Below are 20,101 nucleotides of genomic sequence, written 5' to 3'. Positions count from 1 at the left end.
GAATGGAAATGCCGATCCGTTACGGTGGAGGGATAATATTGATGAAAAAGTGGACGATCGTCCCGTTAATCTTGTTCATGCTGCTGCTTGCGGCCGGACCCGCCGCGTATGCGGAAGAACAAGCGCCGACAGTGCCGAATATGGCGCCGAACGCACGCTCCGCCGTATTGCTCGATGCCGATACCGGCACGGTCATGCTCGATAAGAACGCCGACGAAAAACTGCCCCCGGCCAGCATCACCAAAATTATGACGATGCTGCTCATCATGGAAGCGATCGATAAAGGCAAGCTGTCCATGGACGACAAGGTGCGCACGAGCGAATACGCCGCATCGATGGGCGGCTCGCAAATTTTCCTCGAGCCGGGCGAAGAAATGACGGTGCGCGATATGCTCAAGGGGATCGCCATGGCGTCCGGCAACGACGCGTCCGTAGCGATGGCGGAGAAGATCGCCGGCTCGGAGGAAGCGTTCGTGAAGATGATGAACGAACGGGCCAAGCAGCTTGGCATGAAAAACACCCATTTCATGAACTGCAACGGTTTGCCCGCCGAAGGCCACTACACGAGCGCGCGCGATATTGCGATCATGTCGCGGGAGCTGCTCAAGCACCCGGAAATTACCCAATTCACCAGCGCTTATCAGGATTACTTGCGCAAGGATACCGCCAAGCCTTTCTGGCTCGTCAATACGAACAAACTGGTTCGTTTCTACAGCGGCGCGGACGGGCTGAAGACGGGGTATACCGCGGAAGCGAAGTTTTGCCTGTCGGCGTCGGCGAAGCGCGACAATTTGCGGGTGATCGCCGTCGTGCTCGGGGAGCCGAACACGAAAACGCGCAATACGGAAGTGTCGCAAATGTTCGACTACGCTTTTTCCCATTACGCCAGTCATTCCATCTTCAAAACCGGCGACCCGATGGGCACGTTCCGCGTCAGCAAAGGCGAACAACGCGACGTGCCGTTGACCGCCAAACATCCGTACAGCCTGCTCGTCCGCAAAGGCGAAGCGGGTGATGATATTCGTCACGAGCTGCAAATGAACGACGGCCTGAAGGCGCCGATAACCGCCGGACAGCCGATCGGCAAGCTGGTCGTGTACCGGGGAGACAAACAAGTCGCCGAATTCCCGATCGAATCGCCGGTTAGCGTCGATAAAGCGGGCCTTTGGACGATGATGAAACGGACGGCCGCTCATCTGTTTTTCCTGGATTGACGCGCGATTTTCGTCGAACGGTCGCTTGCTTCCCGCCTCCTCATGTCGAGCCGCAACTAGTTATGGCGCATTGCTTCTAGTTTTGTCGGCGGTGCAGGAATCGTCTTCGCCCTCGTAGAATTCAGTGTTCATCAAGGCTGGTCGTTCGTCTGACGGCGAACTGCTCGCCCATGCATCCTGGGAGGAGCGAACACATGAGTCTGCAAATGGATTTGGAGCAGGGAAGGAAGGCGCTGATCGTCCGGCTGAAGGGCGAGCTCGACCACCATACGGCCGAAATCGTCAGGTCGCGGATGGAACAGGCGATCGAACAAGGGAATGCCGCTCATGTCGTGCTGAACTTGAAAGATCTTAGTTTTATGGACAGCTCGGGGCTCGGCGTTATTCTGGGCCGCTACAAGCAAATTTCCGGCAAAGGCGGCAAAATGGTCGTCTGCGACGTCAGCCCGGCCGTCTACCGGCTGTTCGAAATGTCCGGCCTGCCGAAAATATTGACGTTCCAGGATAACGAGCGCAGCGCGCTTTCGAGTCTGGGGGTCGTATCATGAGCGCCAACCAAATGTCGCTGCAATTTTCCAGCCGATCGGAGAACGAATCGTTCGCGCGGGCGACGGTGGCCGCTTTTGCATCCCAGCTCGACCCGACTGTCGCGGAATTGACCGACCTGAAGACGGTCGTATCCGAAGCGGTAACGAACGCGATCATTCACGGCTACGAAAACGATCCCGACGGCGTCATCACGATCGCGGCTTCCATCGAGGACGACAGCGTGACGGTTACGGTCATGGACAACGGGGTCGGCATCGCCGATCTGGAGATGGCCCGGCAGCCGCTGTTTACGACCAAACCGGAGCTGGAACGGTCCGGCATGGGGTTTACGATTATGGAAAATTTCATGGACGAAGTTCAGATCACTTCCGCACCAGGAAAAGGCACGATCGTCAAAATGACGAAGCGCATCGAGTCGAAGCGGGCGCTCGTGAATTAGGGGTCTTGAGCTATGGATGTCGACTTGAAACACGCCTCCCACACGTATTTGGAAGACGCTGAAGTGAAGCGGCTGATTGCGCTCAGCCAATCCGGGGACACGCTTGCCCGCGATACGCTTGTCAATTGCAACATCCGCCTCGTCTGGTCCGTCGTGCAGCGGTTTCTCGGCCGCGGCTACGAAGCGGAGGACTTGTTTCAGATCGGCTGCATCGGGCTGCTCAAATCGGTGGACAAATTCGACCTGTCTTACGACGTCAAATTTTCCACTTACGCCGTGCCTATGATTATCGGCGAAATCCAGCGTTTCCTGCGCGACGACGGCACGCTCAAGGTGAGCCGCTCGCTCAAGGAACTGGCGAACAAGGTGCGGAAGACGAAGGATGAGCTGTCCAAGCGGTTCGGCCGTCAGCCGACGATCAAGGAAGTGGCCGCCGAGCTCGGCATTTCGCCGGAAGATGTCGTCTTCGCCCAGGAAGCGAACAAGCCGCCTTCCTCGATTCACGAGACGGTGTTCGAAAACGACGGCGACCCGATCACGCTGATGGACCAAATTGCCGACGAATCGCAGGACAAATGGTTCGACAAGCTGGCGCTCAACCAAGCGATCGGCGCGCTGAACGAACGCGAGCGGTTGATCGTGTACTTGCGCTACTTCCGCGACCAGACGCAATCCGAGGTGGCGAGCCGGCTCGGCATTTCGCAGGTGCAGGTTTCGCGCCTGGAGAAAAAAATATTGCAATCGATCAAGGACCAGATCGCGCAGTAAGCGGTCTGGTTGCTTTCTTTTCCATATACTACCGTCTATACACAGGGAGCGCCGCGAGTAATCGCCGCGTTCTTTTTGCATACTACGGGAAAATGGCAACATTCGCCGGGACTGAGCAATCGAAGGAGGTGGTGCCGATGGATCGGCAAGCCGCAGGCAATGAAGCGCCTGTGCTGTACATTCGCCTGCACAAGCGGTTTCGGGCGAAGGCGGGCGAAACGATTCGGCTGCGCGACGTCGCCCAATTGCTTACCGAACCCGAGCTGCTGCCGCAGCTGTCCGCGCTTCCGCTCTGCACGCCGGGCAAACCGGACGGCACGCTGCTGCTGATCGACATCATGACGATTGTCGCCGCCGTGCGTCAAGCCGTTCCGGCCATCCAGATCGAACATTTCGGCGATCCGCACGTGCTGGTCGACATTTGGACGGACGAACGCAAGGCGCATCCGGTGCTCGTCGCTCTCGTCTGGCTGCTGCTGTTTATCGGCTCGGGCCTGGCGATCATGAACTTCCATGCCGACGTCAGCATGCTGGCCGTGCATCGCCGCATCTACGAGCTGTTGACCGGCAGAACGAGCGAACATCCGCTGTTGCTGCAAATTCCGTATTCGCTCGGCATCGGGCTTGGCATGGCGCTGTTTTTCAACCATATGTTCCGCAAGCGGTTTAATGACGAGCCGAGCCCGCTTGAGGTGGAAATGTTCATGTATCAGGAGAGCATCCATCGGTATGTCGTGACGGAAGAATATGGCAAGCAGCGTCTTAAAGTTGCGTCTGGCGAATTAGCGGCGAACCGGCCGCTTCAGGACGACCCGGGCGGAGATGGGGGAGGCGGCCGCGCATGAATGCCGCTTATGCGGCGGTGCAGCTGTTCATCGGCCTGGCGGGAGGAATCGCGGTCGGCAGCGGCATGGTCGCCTTCCTGATCGTCCTCGACATTATTCCCCGGCTGGCGCAGCTGTCGCGCTCCTACGGCAAGCTGCGGCAGTACGAAGCGGCTGTTATCCTCGGTTCGCTGGCCGGCAGCGCCGCCGACTTGTTCGATGCCCGCGGCTCGCTTTCCCCGCTGTCCGCGGCGATTGTCGGCTTGTTCGCGGGCTGCTTCGTCGGCATGCTGGCGGCGGCGCTCACCGAAGTGATCAATGTGCTGCCGATTTTGGCCGGTCGCATCGGCATGCGCCGCCATATTTGGCTGCTGCTGATGGCGATGATTTTTGGCAAAGTGGCGGGTTCGCTGTTCGAGTGGCTCGTTTATTAGAAGTTGCGCGATCATGTGCAAGGAGGGGTTTCGGTTGGCAGACACGCACGAACAAGGGCAAGGACAGGAACAAGGGCATGAACCCGGTCCGCCCCACGAGGCAGTGGCAAACGGCGGCGCGTACGAGCCGGAAAACGGGGAATGGCGCACGCAGGAAGAGCAAGCTCGGGTTCGGCAGAACGGCGACGACGCCGGAGCGCATGCGGGAGGCGACGCGGCTGCGGGCATGGCGGCTCCAACGGCGGCGGACAAAAAAATGGCGCAGCGGGAAAAGCCGAACGATCAGGAGGTGCTGACCGACGAGGAGAAGCGGTTCATGGAGGCGGCGGCCGTGCCGCCGACATTTGCGGAGTTGAAACGAGTGCTGGAGGAGAAAGTCGGCCTGAGCAAAAGTTTCGATATCGTGTTTCGCGAAATGGTGTTCGGTACGGTACATACCGGTTTGCTGTATGTCAACGGCTTCGCCAAGGATACGGTGCTGACCGATATCCTGACCCGGCTGACGTACGCGACGATCGGCGAAATCGCCGACCACCCGCTGGAGCGGCTGATGGATCATCTCATCCCGCACATCCAGGTCGAAGAATCGGAGAAGCTGGACGACATCGTGCTCAAGGTGCTGTCCGGTTCGGCGGCACTGTTCGTCGAGCAGCAAACCGGCGCCCTCGTAATCGATTCCAAAAGCTTCCCGGTGCGCTCGATCGAGGAGCCGGCGCTGGAGCGGGTCGTGCGCGGCGCGCGCGACGGCTTTACCGAAACGCTGCTGACGAACGTGTCGCTGGTGCGCAGGCGGCTGCGCGATCCGCGGCTGAAGCTGGAGATCCTGCAAATCGGCGCAAGGACCAAAACCGATGTGTGCATCGGCTACATCAACGACATTGCCGATCAGAACCTGGTCGAGTCGCTCCGCGACAAAATCAAGGGCGTCGATGCCGACGGCCTGCCGCTGGCCGACAAGCAGCTGGAGGAAGCGATCGTCCGCAAAAACTGGAACCCGTATCCGCACGTGCGGTATTCGGAGCGGCCCGACGTCATCGCCGCGCATCTGCTCGAAGGCTATGTCGTCGTATTCGTCGACACGTCGCCGAGCGTGATGATTATGCCGACGACAGTGTTTACGCTGATCCAGCATGCGGAAGAGTACCGGCAGACGCCGACGGTTGGCACATATTTGCGCTGGGTGCGGTTCATCGGCATGATCGCTTCGATTTTCCTGCTGCCGCTGTGGTACTTGATGGTCGTACATCCGGAGCTGAAACCGCCGACGCTGGAATGGATCGGCCCGCAGCAGCCGGGCCATCTGCCGCTGCTGCTGCAGTTTCTGTTCGCCGAAATCGGCATCGACCTGATGCGGATGGCGGCCGTGCATACTCCGACGCCTCTGGCGACGGCGATGGGCCTGGTGGCGGCGATCCTGGTCGGCGACATTGCGGTCAAAACCGGGCTGTTCGTCAACGAAGTCATCCTGTATTTGGCCGTCGCGGCGATCGGCATGTTCGCTACGCCCAGCTACGAGCTCGGTCTGGCCAATCGCATCGTACGCCTCCTGCTGCTGCTGTCGACTGCGCTGTTCGACGTCACCGGCTTTATCGGCGGCATCACCGTATGGGTGCTTGTGCTTGCTTTCACGCGTTCATACAATTCGCCTTATTTATGGCCGTTCATTCCGTTCAACGGCAAAGCGCTGCTTGCGATCATCGTGCGCAAGCCGTTCCCGACCGCCAAAACCCGGCTTTCGCTGACGAAGCCGAAAGACAAAACGCGCCAACCCGCCTGATGTCTGCCGGAGCGGCTGTCCGCATGCCGGGCGTCCGCTTCTGTTGTCATCGGCTTGTCGATATGGTACTTTAGTTAATAAAAGACGTTCGACAAATGGGGAGAGATTGCTTTGCATTTACACGGCACCAGTGCGATCAACGATCGCGGACATTTGCAAATCGGCGGCTGCGACGCCACGGAGCTGGCGGCGACCTTCGGCACGCCGCTGTACGTTATGGACGAGGCGCTTATTCGCCAGCGCTGCCGCGAATTTGTCGGCGCCTTCCGCGAGAGCGGCCTCGGCTTTCAGGTTGCTTACGCCAGCAAAGCGTTTTGCGTCAAAGCGATGTGCCGCATCGTCGAAGACGAAGGCTTGTCGCTCGACGTCGTTTCCGAAGGCGAGCTTTACACCGCGCTGCAGGCCGGTTTCCCGGCCGACCGCATCCATTTCCACGGCAACAACAAGACGCCGTCCGAAATCGAGATGGCGATCGACGCCGGTATCGGCTGCTTCGTCGCCGACAATTTCACCGAGCTGGCGCTGCTGAATGCCATCGCCGCGGAGAAGGGCCGCACGGTGCAGGTGCTGCTGCGCATTACGCCTGGCGTACACGCCCATACGCATGAATATATTACGACCGGTCAGGAAGATTCGAAGTTCGGCTTCGACTTGAAGAGCGGCGCCGCGTTCCGCGCCGTCGAAACGACGCTCGGCTTGCCGCGGCTGCGGCTGCTCGGCGTCCACTCGCACATCGGCTCGCAAATTTTCGAGCTGCCGGGCTTCCGGCTTGCCGCCGCGAAGGTGGTCGCCTTTGCGCTGGACGTACGCGCGAAGCTTGGCGCCACGTTTGCGGTGATTAACCTCGGCGGCGGCTTCGGCATTCGTTACGTCGACGGCGACACGCCGCTGCCTGCGGCCGAATACGTCGGCGCCATTGCCGCCAGCGTGCGCGAAGGATTCGCCGACAGCGGTTATCCGCTGCCGGACATTTGGATCGAGCCGGGCCGCAGCATCGTCGGCGACGCCGGCACGACGCTGTATACGATCGGTTCGACCAAGGACATTCCCGGCGTGCGCAAATATGTGGCGGTCGACGGCGGCATGACGGACAATCCGCGGCCGGCGTTGTACGAATCGCGCTACGAGGCATTGCTGGCGAACCGGGCGAACGACAAGGGCGAGGAAGTCGTGTCGATCGCCGGCAAATGCTGCGAAAGCGGCGACATGCTGATCTGGGACGCTTCGCTGCCGAAGGTGAACGCGGGAGATCTGCTTGCCGTTGCGTGCACGGGCGCCTATAATTATGCCATGGCAAGCAATTACAACCGCATCCGCCGTCCGGCCGTCGTATTCGTCAAGGACGGGCAGGCGGATGTGGCGGTCAACCGCGAATCGCTGGATGACATTTTGCGCAACGATGTCATTCCGGCACGTCTGGCCAAACAACCGGCCAATGCGGAAGCTTAGTCAATTTATAACCAAGGAGCGATTGCAACGATGAAAAAAGGACGCATTACCCTGGCAAACGGCAACGTAGTGGAAATCGACTTTTTATCGGAAGAGGCGCCGAATACAGTAGCCAACTTCGAGGAGCTGGCGAACAGCGGCTTTTATAACGGATTGACGTTCCACCGCGTCATCAAAGGTTTCGTCGCCCAGGGCGGTTGCCCGCGCGGCAACGGCACCGGCGGCAGCGGCAAAACGATCAAATGCGAAACCGCAACGAACACGACTAGACACGAGCGCGGCGTGCTGTCGATGGCCCATGCCGGCAAAGATACCGGCAGCTCGCAGTTTTTTGTCGTGTACGAGCCGCAGCCGCATTTGAACGGCGTACACACCGTATTCGGCAAAGTAACGAGCGGCATGGAGCATGTCGACGCGGTTAAAGCGGGCGACAAAATGGAGAAAGTTGAAGTGTGGGACGAATAGTCGCCGGTCTTCGGCGAACGGAAAATGGAAACGGGCAGAAGTGTCGGGCAGCCGTCATTTGTGCCCGTTTCGTCTGTCTTGACCAGGGCACGACGACGAAGAGGAGGAACTTCCGATGAAACTATGCCTGGATCGCTATCCGGGAGGCGTGCAGCGCGCGCTGACGATGAGTTACGACGACGGCATCGATTATGACCGCAGACTGGTCGACATTTTCAACCGACACGGCATTCGCGGGACGTTTCATTTGATTTCGGGCAAGCTGGACCAGCCCGGATTCGTCACTGCCGCGGAAGTGAAAACGCTGTACGACGGTCATGAAGTGTCGGCGCACAGCGTGACGCATCCGCACCTGACGCAGGTGCCGTTCGACCGGATTGCGGGCGAGATGTGGGAGGACCGCAAACGGCTGGAGGAACTGGCCGGTTATCCGGTCAAAGGGATGTCGTACCCGTACGGCTCGGTGAATGATACAGTGGCGGGCGCGCTTGCCCAGCTTGGCTTTGACTACGGACGTACCGTTGTGTCGACCGGCAACTTCGGCATTCCGCACGATTTGCTGCGCTGGAACCCGACCTGCCATCACGATAACCAGCTTATGGAGACGTTCGACAAGTTTCTGTCGGCCTGGCATCGCGACAACATGCTGCTCATGTATGTGTGGGGACACAGCTACGAATTCGAGCGGAACAACAACTGGCAGCTGATCGAACAGTTTTGCGCCGCTGCCGGCGGCCGCACGGATGTCTGGTTCGCGACGAACCGCGACATCGTGCGTTATTTGCAGGCTCTTCGCCGGCTGCAAACTTCGGCCGACGGCCGGATCGTGCACAATCCTTCGGCGATCCCGGTGTGGATCAGCGCGGACGGCGAACCGGTGCAAATCGGCGGCGGGGCGACGGTGACGTTGTAGCGTTTATTCCAAGCTTCACGCCTCATCCGCTCCGCTCCTTCGTGAACGAGCGTACGCGCGCGCTGCTGCAAGAAGCCTATCCTGGCGAGCCGCCCCCTGTGTGGCCCGATTGATTGCTCGGCAACCAAAATAGCCCATGAAAAATGGCTTGTTTGCCCAATTTGGGGTGGCGAGTCGGAAATAGCCAGTGAAAACACTGGTTATTTGCCCCAGGCCGCCTTCAAATAGGCACTTTAGGCGAAATAGCCAGTGAAATCACTTGCTATTTCGTAGGGGCGGCCCGTTTTTGGCGAAAAAGGCAAGAAAATAGGGCCTATTTTGCAAGGGGGAGTTGGCAGATGCGGGAATGGCGCGGTTGAAGCAAAGTGTCTGTTCCATGATAGGCGATCCTCTCTCACAAGGCAGGCCTTCCCTTGCATCGGCCCCGGCCCCGGCCCCGCTGGAGACTTGGCAGTTGCCGGCCAAGCCAGATTGAAAGCGCGGCATTGCGCTTGCCCCAATGGCCGCGGGGCAAAAAAAGCAGCCGCTTTCAGAATCCAAACTCAAAAGGACCGTCAGGGTGATTTTCCCTGACGGTTTTCTTACAGAATCAGAAAGTATAAGCTTCGGAGCGGAACTTCCTGATTCGGCATGAAAAGTTACCGCTAAAGCCGGGTCAACTTCTTCGAAGTGCTTCGATAGAAGCTTTTCTTATCCACATTAATATTTATCATGTTTAATTATTTTGTATGAAGGCAACAAGTGCTCGCGCTGATTTCATCCGACTAGTCATGCGGTGAAGGCATGCTGACGACAACCATTCGGGAAGAAATGACCTAAAAAGATGTCCGTTTCATGTAACCTTTTGGAAGGTTGGCTCGTCTACGAGAGTAGGGGGTGGAGATAGTTGGATATTTTCCAGTCGCCTTCCGGCGACGAGGGGGAGCGAAAACCGGCCGAAGACGATACGATTCTGGCGGTAACAGGGGTGGAACGGTCGTTCGTGGCGAACGGTGCCCGGCTCGACGTGCTGAAAGGCATCAACCTGACGCTTCGCCGCAAGCAGCTCGTCATGCTGCGCGGCCGTTCCGGCTCGGGCAAAACGACGCTGCTCAATCTGATCGGCGGACTCGACGTGCCGGACCGCGGCAGCATCGTCTTCAGCGGCAAGCCGCTGCACGAGTGGAACGACGAGCAGCGGACGGAGGTGCGGCGCAAGGAGATCGGCTTCATTTTTCAATCGTTTGCGCTGCTGCCGCTGTTGTCCGCTTACGAAAACGTCGAGCTGTCGCTGCGGCTGGCAGGCGCGCCGCGCGCGACATGGAAGGAACGCGCCGAGTTTTGCCTGGAGCTGGTCGGGCTCCGGCGGCGCATGTTTCACCGGCCGTTCGAGCTGTCCGGCGGCGAACAGCAGCGCGTGGCGATCGCCAAAGCGATTGCGCACCGGCCGCCGCTGCTGCTGGCGGATGAACCTACAGCGGAGCTGGACTCGCAGATGGGGGCGCAGATCATGACGGTGTTCCGGCACGTGATGGAAACCGAACAAATGACGATCTGCATGACTACGCACGATCCTACGATAATGGAGGTTGCCGATCATGTTTTCGAGATGGCGGACGGCAAGTTCGTCTCCGCTTAGGCGGCGCGTGGCGCTGGTTGCCGTGGTTGCCGCGCTGCTGCTCGCTTCCGGCTGCTCGCTGCTGCCGAAGGAAGGCGAGGAGGAGGCGCTGCCGACGATCAATCCGCCGAAGCTGTCCCAGAAACCAACGTACATAGTGAAAACCGAAACGCTCGAAACGAAAGTGCGCGGCAACGGCAAAATGATGTCGCTGCAGGAGGAAGAGCTGTTCTTCAAGCTCGAAGGCAAACGGCTCAAAAGCGTGGCCGTTCAAGTCGGCGACGCCGTCCAGGCGAGCCAGACGCTCGCCGAACTGGACGTCACCGATCTGGAAAGCCAGCTCACCCAGAAAAGGCTGCAAACGCGCAAGGACGAGCTGGCGATGATTCAACTGCTGCGCGACGCCGGCGACAAAACGTCGGAAGAAATCGAGCAAGCGCGCATCGATTTTGAACTGAAGCGGACGGAAGTGTCCGATCTGGAGGACAAAATCGCGCAAGCGAAGCTGACGGCGCCGTTCGCCGGCACGATCGTCAGCGTGCTCGCCAAAAAAGGCGACGCCGTGCAAGCCTACAGCACGGTGGCGGTGATTGCCGACGTAAGCAAGCTGACGGTGGCGGCGGCGATTCCGGCGGACGACGTGAAAAAAATCGCCGTCGGCATGGAAGCGGCCGTCGATATCAACACGGCGGGTCAGGTGAAAGGCAAAGTGAAGCAGCTGCCGGTGCCGAAGGACAATAACAACAACGGCGATCCGAACAACGGCAGGCCGAAAGATTCGCCAAACGATTACGTGCTGATTGAACTCGATTCGATGCCTGCCGGTTTGACTCGGGGGACGCCGCTGACGGCCACAGTCATCGTCTCGCGCAAGGAAAACGTGCTGACGATTCCACCTGCCGCGCTGCGTACCATTACGGGACGCAATTACGTGCAGGTCGTCGACGACAGCGGCGCCAAACGGGAAGTGGACGTGGAAGTCGGGCAAACGACGTCGACGGCGGTCGAAATCGTCAAAGGATTGACTGCCGGCCAGAAAGTCGTAGGTCGATAACGCGTATGGCGATGCTCCGGTTTCTTGCGCGCAAAATGTGGAACAACCGCTGGTTTACGCTGAGCGCGCTGCTCGGTTTGGTAGTTGCCGTGTCGTTCACGACGAGCATCCCCATGTATGCGGACGGCGCGCTCAAGCGGGTAGTCGCCAAGTCGCTCGAGCAGCAGGACAGCGCCGGATTGCCGGCGGGATCGCTGCTCATGCGGTACCAGGCGGTCGGCGCCGAAAGGGCCGATTACGAAGATTTTACGGATGTGGACCAATACATTGCCGCCGACCTGCCCAAGCAGATCGGGTTTCCCCATCTGACGTACGCAACCGTTCTGTCGCTGCGAGCGGCGCAGCTGACGCCGGACGCCTCGACGCAGGTGGACAGAAGCAAGCGGCGGCAAATGACGCTCGCCGGCCTGAGCGAACTGCCGGCGCATGTCGAATTGACCGGCGGCCGCATGTACGCCGATTCGAGTTCGGCAGCGGGAGGCGTTATCGAAGCGGTGGCGCTCGAAGACGCATTGTATCGCAACGACGTTCATATCGGCGACGTGTATTTGTACCCGGTTGCAGGGGCGCAGCTGAAGGTGAAGATCGTCGGTACGGTGCAGCCAAAAGACGAAGACGACGCCTACTGGTTCCAGGGCTTCGAAGGGCTGCTCGGCAGCCTGCTGGTCAGCGACAAGCTGTTTCGCGGCGAGCTGCTGCAGGCGAAGAAGCTGCCGCTTAACGCGGCGCACTGGTATTATGCGTTCGATTTGCGCGAAATCAAAACAAGTGAGCTGTCGCCGCTTTCCGGCAAGCTGCAACGGCTCGACAACACGCTATATCAGAAGCTGAAGGAAACGCGCGTCGATTTGTCCTTCCTGTCGATGCTGGACGACTTCAAGAAAACGAGCCTGCAGCTGCAATTGCTGCTGTTTACGCTTGCGGCGCCGATGCTGGCTATGGTCGTTTATTTTGTTGTCATGAACGCGCGGCAAACGCTGGAACGGCAGCGCAGCGACATGGCGGTCATCCGTTCGCGCGGCGGCAATACGCGCCAGCTTGTGCGCATGTATGCGCTGGAGGGCGCGCTGCTCGGACTGGCGGCGCTTGCGCTCGGGCCTGCCATCGGTTGGGTAATGGCAAAGGCGATCGGCTCTTCGAACGGCTTCCTGACGTTTGTCGACCGCAAGTCGGTTCCCGTCGGTTTGACGCTGGACGCCTGGTTGTACGGCATCGGCGCCGTCATTGTGGCGATTGCGGCGACGGTCGTGCCGGCGATCGCGTACGCCCGGGCTTCGATCGTCGGCTACCGCCAGAAGCAGGCGCGCAGCGACCGTTCGCCGTTTTGGCAGCGCTGGTATCTCGACATCGTTCTGCTTGCCGTGTCCGCTTACGGCTGGTATTCGTTCCGCGAGAACAAGCTGCTGTCGCTGCAGACGGGGCTGTCGGCCGATGAGCTGCATGTGCAGCCGCTGCTGTTTTTTGTGCCGGCACTGTCGATATTTGCGCTTGGTTTGTTCTTTCTTCGCGTTTTTCCCTGGCTGCTGCGGCTGTTCGGCTGGGCGCTGCGCCGCGTGCTTTCCGTGCCGCTTTACTTGACGCTGACGCAAATGTCGCGCTCCGCCGGGTCGTACTATCCGCTGATGCTGCTGCTTGTGCTGACGCTTGGGCTCGGCGTGTACAACGCCTCGGCGGCGCGTACGATCGACCTGAACTCGGTCGAACGCGTCAAATACCAATACGGCACCGATGTCATTATGCAGCCGGTGTGGGAAGGCGTTACCGACGATCTGCCGGACACAAGCGGCGGGCAAGGCAGCGGCCAAGGAGGCCAGGGCGGCAACGGAGGCGCTGGAGGCAACGGCGGCCAAGGCGGCAATGGCAGCAATGGAGGCGGTCAAAGCGGCTCGGGAGGCGGCCAAGGCGGAGGCCAGGGCGGAGGTCAGGGCGGCCCCGGAGGCAACCCGAACGAAGGACCGCCGGCGCCGATCCGCTACATCGAGCCGCCGTTCCAGGCGTTCGGCAAACTGGATGGCGCCCTTCACGCCGCCCGTGTGCTGCGGACGAAAGGCAGCGTTATCGTGTCGGGCAAGTCGGCCGGCCAAGGCAATCTGATGGGCATCGACAACGTCGATTTTGCCCGGGTGGCCTGGTTCCGCAGCGACCTGTTCCCGGTTCATCCGTACCGGTATCTCGACGCGCTTGGCCTGTTCGATGGGCAAGGCGTGCTGATCCCGTCCGGTTTTGCCGAAAAACAGCAGCTTAAGGAAGGCGATGTGATCACCATCGCGGTGAGCGGCCAGCCGATCGAATTTGTTGTCGTCGGCATCGTGCCGTACTGGCCGAGCGAATACCCGGACCAGGCGCCGTTTTTTATCGCCAACCTGGATTACATTTTTGACCAAAGTCCGCTTATGCCGTACGAAATATGGCTGAAAGTGAAGCCGGACGCGAAGCTGGCGCCGATGATCGAGGCGCTGAAGAAGCAGCACATTGAGCTTGCATCGAATCCGCGCGATGTGCGGAACGAGCTGCTGGCGCAAAGCAAACATCCGTCGCGAGGCGGCGTGTTCGGCATTTTGAGCCTGGGATTTGCGGTATCGGTATTCATTTCGTTGTTCGGCTATGCGCTGTACTGGTTTTTCCATCTGTCCGGCCGCGTCGTGCAATTCGGCGTGCTGCGGGCGATGGGGCTGAAGCGCCGGCAATTGACCGGCATGCTGTTGCTCGAGCAGGCGTTCACCGCCCTGCTGTCGATTGCGCTCGGCATCGGCATCGGCAAACTGATCAGCTACCTGTTCCTGCCGTTTCTGCAGACAGACAGCGGCGCAGCCGCACAAACGCCGCCGTTTCACGTCGTGTTCCTTGCGCGGGACCAGTACCCGCTGTACGGTACGGTTGCCGTTATGATGATGATCGGCACGGCGCTGCTGCTGCTGCACATTCGCCGGCTGCGCGTGCACCAGGCGGTCAAGCTGGGAGAGGAGCGTTGAGCGGATGATGATCGTATGCGACGGACTGGTCAAAATTTACAAGTCGGACCAACTGGAAGTCGTCGCCTTGCAAGGACTGAATATCACCGTCGACAAGGGCGAAATGATGGCGATCATCGGCAACAGCGGCAGCGGCAAGTCGACGCTGCTCAACATTCTCGGCGGGCTGGATCGCCCGTCCGCCGGGCAAGTGCGCGTTGGCGAATGGGATTTGCTGAAGGCAACAAGCGAGCAGCTCGACGAATACAAGCGCCGCACCGTCGGCTTCATCTGGCAGAATAATGCCCGCAATCTGCTGCCGTACTTGTCCGCGCTGGAAAATGTGGAAATGCCGATGATGCTGAGCGGCAAAGTCGACCGCGTTTACGCGCGGCAGCTGCTCGAGTGGGTCGGGCTGAAGGAGCGGATGAAAAACCGGCTGCAGTCGCTTTCCGGCGGCGAACAGCAGCGCGTGGCGATCGCCATCGCGCTTGCCAACCGGCCGGCATTGCTGCTGGCGGACGAACCGACCGGCTCGGTCGATACGAAGACGGCCGATCTGATTCTCGATATTTTCCGCCGGATGAATCGCGAATTGGGGTTGACGGTCGTTATCGTTACGCACGACATGGCGCTGGCCGGCAAAGTCGACCGCGTCGTCGCCATCCGCGACGGCATGACGAGCACCGAATTCATTCGCCGCAACCCGAATCTGGACGCTTCGGCAGAGCTCGGCCAACTGCAGGACGCGCACGAGGAATTTGTCGTGCTTGACCGGGCGGGGCGGCTGCAGGTGCCGAAGCCGTATTTGGAACGGCTCGGCATCGGCGGCAAGGCGACAATGGAAATCGAAGGCGACCGGATCGTGTTGAAGGCGCCGGCGGAACGGCAAACGAAATAATGCGACATGCCGCAAGGGCATGAATATTAATTAATGGAGGAGAAAACGAGCGTGACTACTTCAAAAGTCGTTTTGGCGCTTGCGGCGACGCTGCTGCTGCCGACGATTGCCGCCTGCACGCAGTCGGGCACATCAAAGGACGGCGCCGACCGGACGTTGCGAATCGCCACGATCAATTACGGGCCGGACGATTCTTATTTCCGCCAGCAATTTACCGAGGTGTTCGAGTACGCCAATCCGAACATCAAAATCGAAATCGTTTCTCCCGTCGACAGCGGGCGTTACATGTATGCGCCGATGCAGCCCGGACAGAAGCAGGAAGACCCGATGGAGAAGATGAAGGAAATGATGCAAGGGGCCAATCCGCCGGACATCGTGGTCGTCGATTACAGCCAGATCGGCGATCTGATCGACAACAACATGCTGGCGCCGCTCGACAATCGGATGACCAAAGACAAATTCAACACCGCCGACATCGTTCCCGCCGTGCTGGACGGGATCAAGGCGCTCGGCAACGGTGCGGTCTACGCGCTGGCGCCGACTTTTTCGTCCTCTGCACTCATCTACAACAAGAAGCTGTTTCTGGACGCCGGCGTATCGTTTCCGCAGGACAACATGACTTGGGACGAAACGTTCGACCTTGCCCGCCGCGTGACCAAACCCGATGCCGACAATCCGCGCTACGGATTCAATTTTTATTCCAGCGCCGGCGGCGATCTGTTCTATGGCTCGCAAATGTATACCCAGGCGCTGCAGCTGAACTTCATTGACGATGCCGGCGAGAAGCTGACGGTCGATACCGACAGCTGGGAGAAGGCGTGGACGACGTTGATCCAGTTGAGCAAAGACCATGTGATGCCGCCGCCGCCCGATTACAGCAAAATGAATAAAATGCAATCGTCCGATTCGTACAATCCGTTCATGAACGACGATTTCCTGTCCGGCCGGCTCGCCATGACGATCATGGACTACAGCCAGCTCAGCCAAATCTACAACGCCAACAAAAACGCCGAAACCATCAAAGGCTTTACGCCGATCGACTGGGACGTCGTTACGGTGCCGAGCGATCCGGCGGCCAAAGGCACGTCGACCGGCGTCTATTTGTCCGGTCTGATGGGCATCAACGCCAAGGCCGGCAATGCCGAAGACGCCTGGAAGTTCATTCGTTTCGTCAACGGCGACGATTGGGCCCGGCTGCGCGCGAACAGCATGTCGCAGCTCGTTTCGCGAAAATCGTTCAACAAGCCGAAGTTCGGCGACTTCCATCTCGAGGCGTTCACGAACGTCAAGCCGATCGCGACGAACAATCCATTAAGCAAGCTGGGGCGCGACAAACCGTATGTTTATCAGACGCAGGGGATCGGCCAGAACGAAATGCAGCAAGCTCTGCAAGGGAACAAGGGCGTACGCGAAGCGCTGAAGGCGTGGCAGACGCAAGGCGACGCGATGCTGCTGCAGCTGAAGAACGATCCGAATGCACAGATGAACGGCATGATGGGCGGCGGAACGGCGATCGCCGTTCCGGCCGGCTGATCAGGCTGAGGCTACCCGGTGACATATCCGGCGAAAAGTGCGTGTTCAAAAAGTCGGCTTTTCAGCACCGAGAAGATTGCGAGAATCCGAAGAAGGAGTAGCGGAGTTTAGGCAAAACCTAAATGAGCAACGGACTTCGAGGGTGAACGCAAGATTCGATGCCGAATACACTCCCTGAATAGCTTCGTGATCAAAAGTCGACTTTTTGAACAACCTCTAAAGGAGGATTTTGGCGTGAACCGTAAGAAACGATACCCGCTGTTGCAACTTCTGCTCGTTAGCGCGCTGCTGTTCGCGCTTGCGCCTTCGGTTATGGCGGACGATGCGTCCGAAGCGATCGCCGAACCGGAAGCAATCGGTTCGGTATCGCTCGGCGGCGGCAGCTATGTCGAGCTGAAAGACGCCGTCGTTGCGCCCGGCAACGGCGACGGCACATTGCTGTTTACGCTTGCGTTCCATAACGGCGGCGACCAGGAAATGCAAGCGATCGACTATTGGGTCCGGCTGGCGGGCAGCGGCGGCAAGTCGTACGCCGTCAGCCTGACGCAAGCGGACAAGGACAAAAACCGGATTCCGGCGCAAAGCGCGCTGGACCTGCATTTTTATGCCAAAGTAAGCGCCGGTGCGAAGCTGTCCGATTTTACGTTTACGGTTATCCGCTGGGACTTCAGCGTCTACAACTACGAACGCAAGCTTGGCGCCATCGCGGTCCCGGCCGACTATTCGACGCTGACGCCCGCGGGAACGAAACGGATCGTGACGATCGACGGCACGCCGCTAAGGTGGTCGGCGAGCAAATTCGATACGACCGCGATCGACGATACGACGCTTGCCGTCGTCCGGCTTGACGTGGAGAACGCCGGTTATCGCAGCGTAACGATGCCGGCTTACAGCTACGCGATCGAAACGGCGGAAGGCTACGTCTATCCGCTGGACGCGAGCGCGCTCAAGGATGCCGCGGTGGCGCCGCTGGCCGGCCAATCGTACCGGCTGACGGCAACGGTTCCGGCGAAGATCGAGCCGACAGGCTGGAAGCTGATCGTCACCCGGAACGACGAAGCGCTCAAGGTGCAGGCCCCGGTAGCATCGTTCGTGCTGCCCGAGCCCGGACAAGGCGGTGCGGCAACGCCGCCCGGAGAGAGCCGCACGATCGACCTGGCGTCGTCCGATACGACGCTGGCCGTTGCCGTGGGGCGCAAGGTCGTCGACACGAATGCCGACTCCTTGCTCGTTTCCGTCGTCATCACGCTTGAGAATACCGGATTGAAGCCGGCGGCGGTGCCGAATTACGGCTATTCGATCCGCACCCCCGAAGGCTATCAATACCCGTTGACAGCGGCTGGAGCCAAAGACATGACGATTGCGCCAAAAGAGAAGAAGGAGCTGCAGCTGAACGCGGCAATTCCGAACGCGGTGAAAGATGAGGAATGGAAGCTTGTGCTGACGGTCGAAGATGCCGCGGCCAAACTGACGGTTCCCGTGGCCATGTTCGAACTGCCGGAAGGCAGCGGCGATGCGGCGGCCGGCTCCAGCGAAACGATAACGCTGGACGCGGGCGGCAACAAGCTGGCCGCCGCGATCGCGCGCGTCTCGATGGGCAAGTCGGATGCGGGCAACTGGGTGAACGTGTTTTTCCGTATCGCCAATCAGGGGACGAAGGCGGCCGCCGTGCCGAACTACTCGTTCCGGCTCGTCACCGAAGGCGGCTTCGCCTATCCGCAAACTTCGCCGGCGCTGAACAATGTGACGCTTTCGCCGAAGGCGTCGCGGGAGACGCAGGTATCGTTCGCCTTGCCTGCCGAAGCGGGAGTTGCCGGCTTGCGGCTGCAGGTGCTCCCGCCCGCAACGGACGGTGTGGACGAACGTTTCCTGGTGCCGGTCGCGACCTTCCAGATGCCGAAGGCGACGGTCAGCGACGTTTCGCTTGGCGTCGATTACCCGTTCCAGAACAAGGCCGGCAGTTATACGGCCAAACTGAATGCGCTGCAGCGGCTGCCGCTCGACGAGGCGGACATCCTGACGGCGGAAGTGACGATCGGCAACAAAGGCTCCGCCTCGCTGCCGATTCCCGACTTGCAAGCGTACTTTATGCTCGACGGGGGCGTTAAAGTGCCGGCCGAGTTGTACAAGCTCGATCAGGCGATCGCCGTGCCTGCCGCTTCGGGGATTAATGTCGTCTTTTACGCCAAAATGCCTTACGCGACGACGTTCACCGATCTCAAGCTGGTGCTGCAGGAGAAGAAGGACGCGGATACGGCCGACACCGTCGTCGAATTCCGCCACAATGCCGATTTGCTGGCGCTTCCCGTCGTCGCCAGGGGCGACAGCTACAAGATGAACGGCACCGGCCGTTCGGCGTCGGTCGGCGCTCGCGAGTTGCGCTCGTACAGCGGCGTGTCCGGCACGCTCGCCTATGTCGAGCTGACGCTGACCAACCTGGAGAAGCGGCTTGCCGCGGCCGGCAAGCTGTTCGGCTATTTCCGCTCGCCGGACAACACGTACTATCCGCTGGCGATCACATCGCCAAGCGGCAAAATCGGCCCCGGCAGCCAAGCCGTCGTTGCGCTCTGGGGCGAGCTGCCCAAAGGGGTGCAGCCGGCCCAGCTCGAACTGCTGCTCGGCGAGGCGCTGCCGGGCGCGGCGGACGGCGGGCAGGCCGGCGCTTATGTGCGCGGCGCGCTGCTGCAGCTGCCGGCGGAAAGCACCGCATCCCAGCCGATGGACAAGCTGCGCGTTGCGCCGTACACGGTTGCGATCCGCAACATCCATTCGCTGCCTCAGGTGAACAGCTTCAGCTATTCGTTCGACTACACGCTGGCGAAGGAGGACGGACCGCTTCCGGAGCTGACCGTGCCGCACCGGCTCGTGCTGGAGCTGACCGATTCGCAAGGGCGCAAGTACGAACGCAGCTTCGACCTCGGCAAGGCGGCGGGCGCCGAGCAGACGCTGGCTGTCGGCTCGGGCAACGCAAGCTTCACGATCAACGACGCGGACCCGAACTTCTTCAACAAAACGATGCTGGCCCAAGATTATACGCTCAAAGTATATGACGAATTCGCCGGTTACCGGCGACAGCTCGCCACACAATCGTACAAGTGGATGAACATGGGGATTGACTGAAGCGATCCAACTGCATCCACATTCGCATTGCCGGACGCAGGCGGCCTGATATAATCGCGGCATTGCAACACACGGACGCGAAGCACGCGCCGCCTGTTCTCCTTGGGAGAATC

Annotated in this window: 16 protein-coding genes; all 16 read left to right on the top strand. The window is 59.9% G+C overall.

The genetic code is table 11. The annotated features are described in order from the left end of the window. Positions 1-41: 41 nt before the first annotated feature. The 16 genes from EXY20_RS13150 (at position 42) to EXY20_RS13075 (ending at position 19,988) form a co-directional block, all read left to right on the top strand. A complete protein-coding gene (locus EXY20_RS13150) occupies positions 42-1,214 on the top strand; it encodes a D-alanyl-D-alanine carboxypeptidase family protein (RefSeq protein ID WP_135551674.1) in 1,173 nt (390 codons plus the stop codon). A 194-nt stretch (positions 1,215-1,408) separates the two neighbouring features. Continuing rightward, positions 1,409-1,762 (top strand): anti-sigma F factor antagonist, encoded by a 354-nt coding sequence (gene spoIIAA, locus EXY20_RS13145; RefSeq protein ID WP_135551672.1) that lies wholly within the window; start codon positions 1,409-1,411, stop codon positions 1,760-1,762. Beyond that, positions 1,759-2,202: an anti-sigma F factor gene (gene spoIIAB / locus EXY20_RS13140; RefSeq protein WP_135551670.1), complete on the top strand. Its 444-nt coding sequence runs from the start codon at positions 1,759-1,761 to the stop codon at positions 2,200-2,202. The genes spoIIAA and spoIIAB overlap by 4 nt, the downstream gene beginning before the upstream one ends. 12 nt (positions 2,203-2,214) lie before the next feature. Next, complete coding sequence (gene sigF, locus EXY20_RS13135; protein ID WP_135551668.1) at positions 2,215-2,970, top strand: RNA polymerase sporulation sigma factor SigF; 756 nt, start codon at positions 2,215-2,217, stop codon at positions 2,968-2,970. Between the two features lie 137 nt (positions 2,971-3,107). Further along, on the top strand, positions 3,108-3,815 hold the full coding sequence (locus EXY20_RS13130) for a stage V sporulation protein AA (protein WP_135551666.1): 708 nt from the start codon (positions 3,108-3,110) through the stop codon (positions 3,813-3,815). Continuing rightward, positions 3,812-4,228, top strand: coding sequence for a stage V sporulation protein AB (locus tag EXY20_RS13125; RefSeq protein ID WP_135551664.1), 417 nt, complete (start codon positions 3,812-3,814; stop codon positions 4,226-4,228). Before EXY20_RS13130 ends, EXY20_RS13125 begins: the two co-directional genes overlap by 4 nt. Before the next feature lie 226 nt (positions 4,229-4,454). Beyond that, a complete protein-coding gene (locus EXY20_RS13120) occupies positions 4,455-6,005 on the top strand; it encodes a spore germination protein (protein WP_207671269.1) in 1,551 nt (516 codons plus the stop codon). 111 nt (positions 6,006-6,116) lie between these two features. Beyond that, positions 6,117-7,454, top strand: coding sequence for a diaminopimelate decarboxylase (lysA, locus tag EXY20_RS13115; RefSeq protein WP_135551659.1), 1,338 nt, complete (start codon positions 6,117-6,119; stop codon positions 7,452-7,454). Between the two features lie 30 nt (positions 7,455-7,484). Next, positions 7,485-7,919, top strand: a complete 435-nt coding sequence (locus EXY20_RS13110) for a peptidylprolyl isomerase (RefSeq protein ID WP_135551657.1) — start codon at positions 7,485-7,487, stop codon at positions 7,917-7,919. Between the two features lie 115 nt (positions 7,920-8,034). After that, positions 8,035-8,832: a polysaccharide deacetylase family protein gene (locus EXY20_RS13105; RefSeq protein WP_135551655.1), complete on the top strand. Its 798-nt coding sequence runs from the start codon at positions 8,035-8,037 to the stop codon at positions 8,830-8,832. An 892-nt stretch (positions 8,833-9,724) separates the two neighbouring features. Next, positions 9,725-10,450: an ABC transporter ATP-binding protein gene (locus tag EXY20_RS13100; RefSeq protein ID WP_235885859.1), complete on the top strand. Its 726-nt coding sequence runs from the start codon at positions 9,725-9,727 to the stop codon at positions 10,448-10,450. Beyond that, the gene (locus EXY20_RS13095; protein ID WP_135551651.1) at positions 10,410-11,483 is read left to right on the top strand and encodes an efflux RND transporter periplasmic adaptor subunit; all 1,074 of its coding nucleotides are present in this window, start codon (positions 10,410-10,412) and stop codon (positions 11,481-11,483) included. Before EXY20_RS13100 ends, EXY20_RS13095 begins: the two co-directional genes overlap by 41 nt. A gap of 5 nt (positions 11,484-11,488) precedes the next feature. Further along, the gene (locus EXY20_RS13090; protein WP_135551649.1) at positions 11,489-14,455 is read left to right on the top strand and encodes an ABC transporter permease; all 2,967 of its coding nucleotides are present in this window, start codon (positions 11,489-11,491) and stop codon (positions 14,453-14,455) included. Positions 14,456-14,462: 7 nt separating this feature from the next. Then, positions 14,463-15,335 carry an ABC transporter ATP-binding protein gene (locus tag EXY20_RS13085; RefSeq protein WP_135551972.1) on the top strand — a complete coding sequence of 291 codons (873 nt, stop codon included), beginning with the start codon at positions 14,463-14,465 and terminating at the stop codon, positions 15,333-15,335. A gap of 51 nt (positions 15,336-15,386) precedes the next feature. Beyond that, complete coding sequence (locus tag EXY20_RS13080) at positions 15,387-16,868, top strand: ABC transporter substrate-binding protein (RefSeq protein WP_235885806.1); 1,482 nt, start codon at positions 15,387-15,389, stop codon at positions 16,866-16,868. A gap of 234 nt (positions 16,869-17,102) precedes the next feature. Beyond that, complete coding sequence (locus EXY20_RS13075) at positions 17,103-19,988, top strand: hypothetical protein (RefSeq protein ID WP_135551645.1); 2,886 nt, start codon at positions 17,103-17,105, stop codon at positions 19,986-19,988. Positions 19,989-20,101: the final 113 nt, after the last annotated feature.

This window comes from Paenibacillus cymbidii, assembly GCF_004764705.1.
GTDB classification, from domain to species: Bacteria; Bacillota; Bacilli; order Paenibacillales; family NBRC-103111; genus Paenibacillus_AN; species Paenibacillus_AN cymbidii.
The sequence above is the reverse complement of the archived record's forward strand: the minus strand, read 5'-3'. Positions and strand labels throughout refer to the sequence as shown.

Coding starts and splice junctions, on each gene's coding strand:
- EXY20_RS13150 (WP_135551674.1), top strand. CDS start 42: ATGAAAAAGTGGACGATCGTCCCGTTAATCTTGTTCATGCTGCTGCTT.
- spoIIAA (WP_135551672.1), top strand. CDS start 1,409: ATGAGTCTGCAAATGGATTTGGAGCAGGGAAGGAAGGCGCTGATCGTC.
- spoIIAB (WP_135551670.1), top strand. CDS start 1,759: ATGAGCGCCAACCAAATGTCGCTGCAATTTTCCAGCCGATCGGAGAAC.
- sigF (WP_135551668.1), top strand. CDS start 2,215: ATGGATGTCGACTTGAAACACGCCTCCCACACGTATTTGGAAGACGCT.
- EXY20_RS13130 (WP_135551666.1), top strand. CDS start 3,108: ATGGATCGGCAAGCCGCAGGCAATGAAGCGCCTGTGCTGTACATTCGC.
- EXY20_RS13125 (WP_135551664.1), top strand. CDS start 3,812: ATGAATGCCGCTTATGCGGCGGTGCAGCTGTTCATCGGCCTGGCGGGA.
- EXY20_RS13120 (WP_207671269.1), top strand. CDS start 4,455: ATGGCGGCTCCAACGGCGGCGGACAAAAAAATGGCGCAGCGGGAAAAG.
- EXY20_RS13110 (WP_135551657.1), top strand. CDS start 7,485: ATGAAAAAAGGACGCATTACCCTGGCAAACGGCAACGTAGTGGAAATC.
- EXY20_RS13105 (WP_135551655.1), top strand. CDS start 8,035: ATGAAACTATGCCTGGATCGCTATCCGGGAGGCGTGCAGCGCGCGCTG.
- EXY20_RS13095 (WP_135551651.1), top strand. CDS start 10,410: ATGTTTTCGAGATGGCGGACGGCAAGTTCGTCTCCGCTTAGGCGGCGC.
- EXY20_RS13090 (WP_135551649.1), top strand. CDS start 11,489: ATGGCGATGCTCCGGTTTCTTGCGCGCAAAATGTGGAACAACCGCTGG.
- EXY20_RS13085 (WP_135551972.1), top strand. CDS start 14,463: ATGATCGTATGCGACGGACTGGTCAAAATTTACAAGTCGGACCAACTG.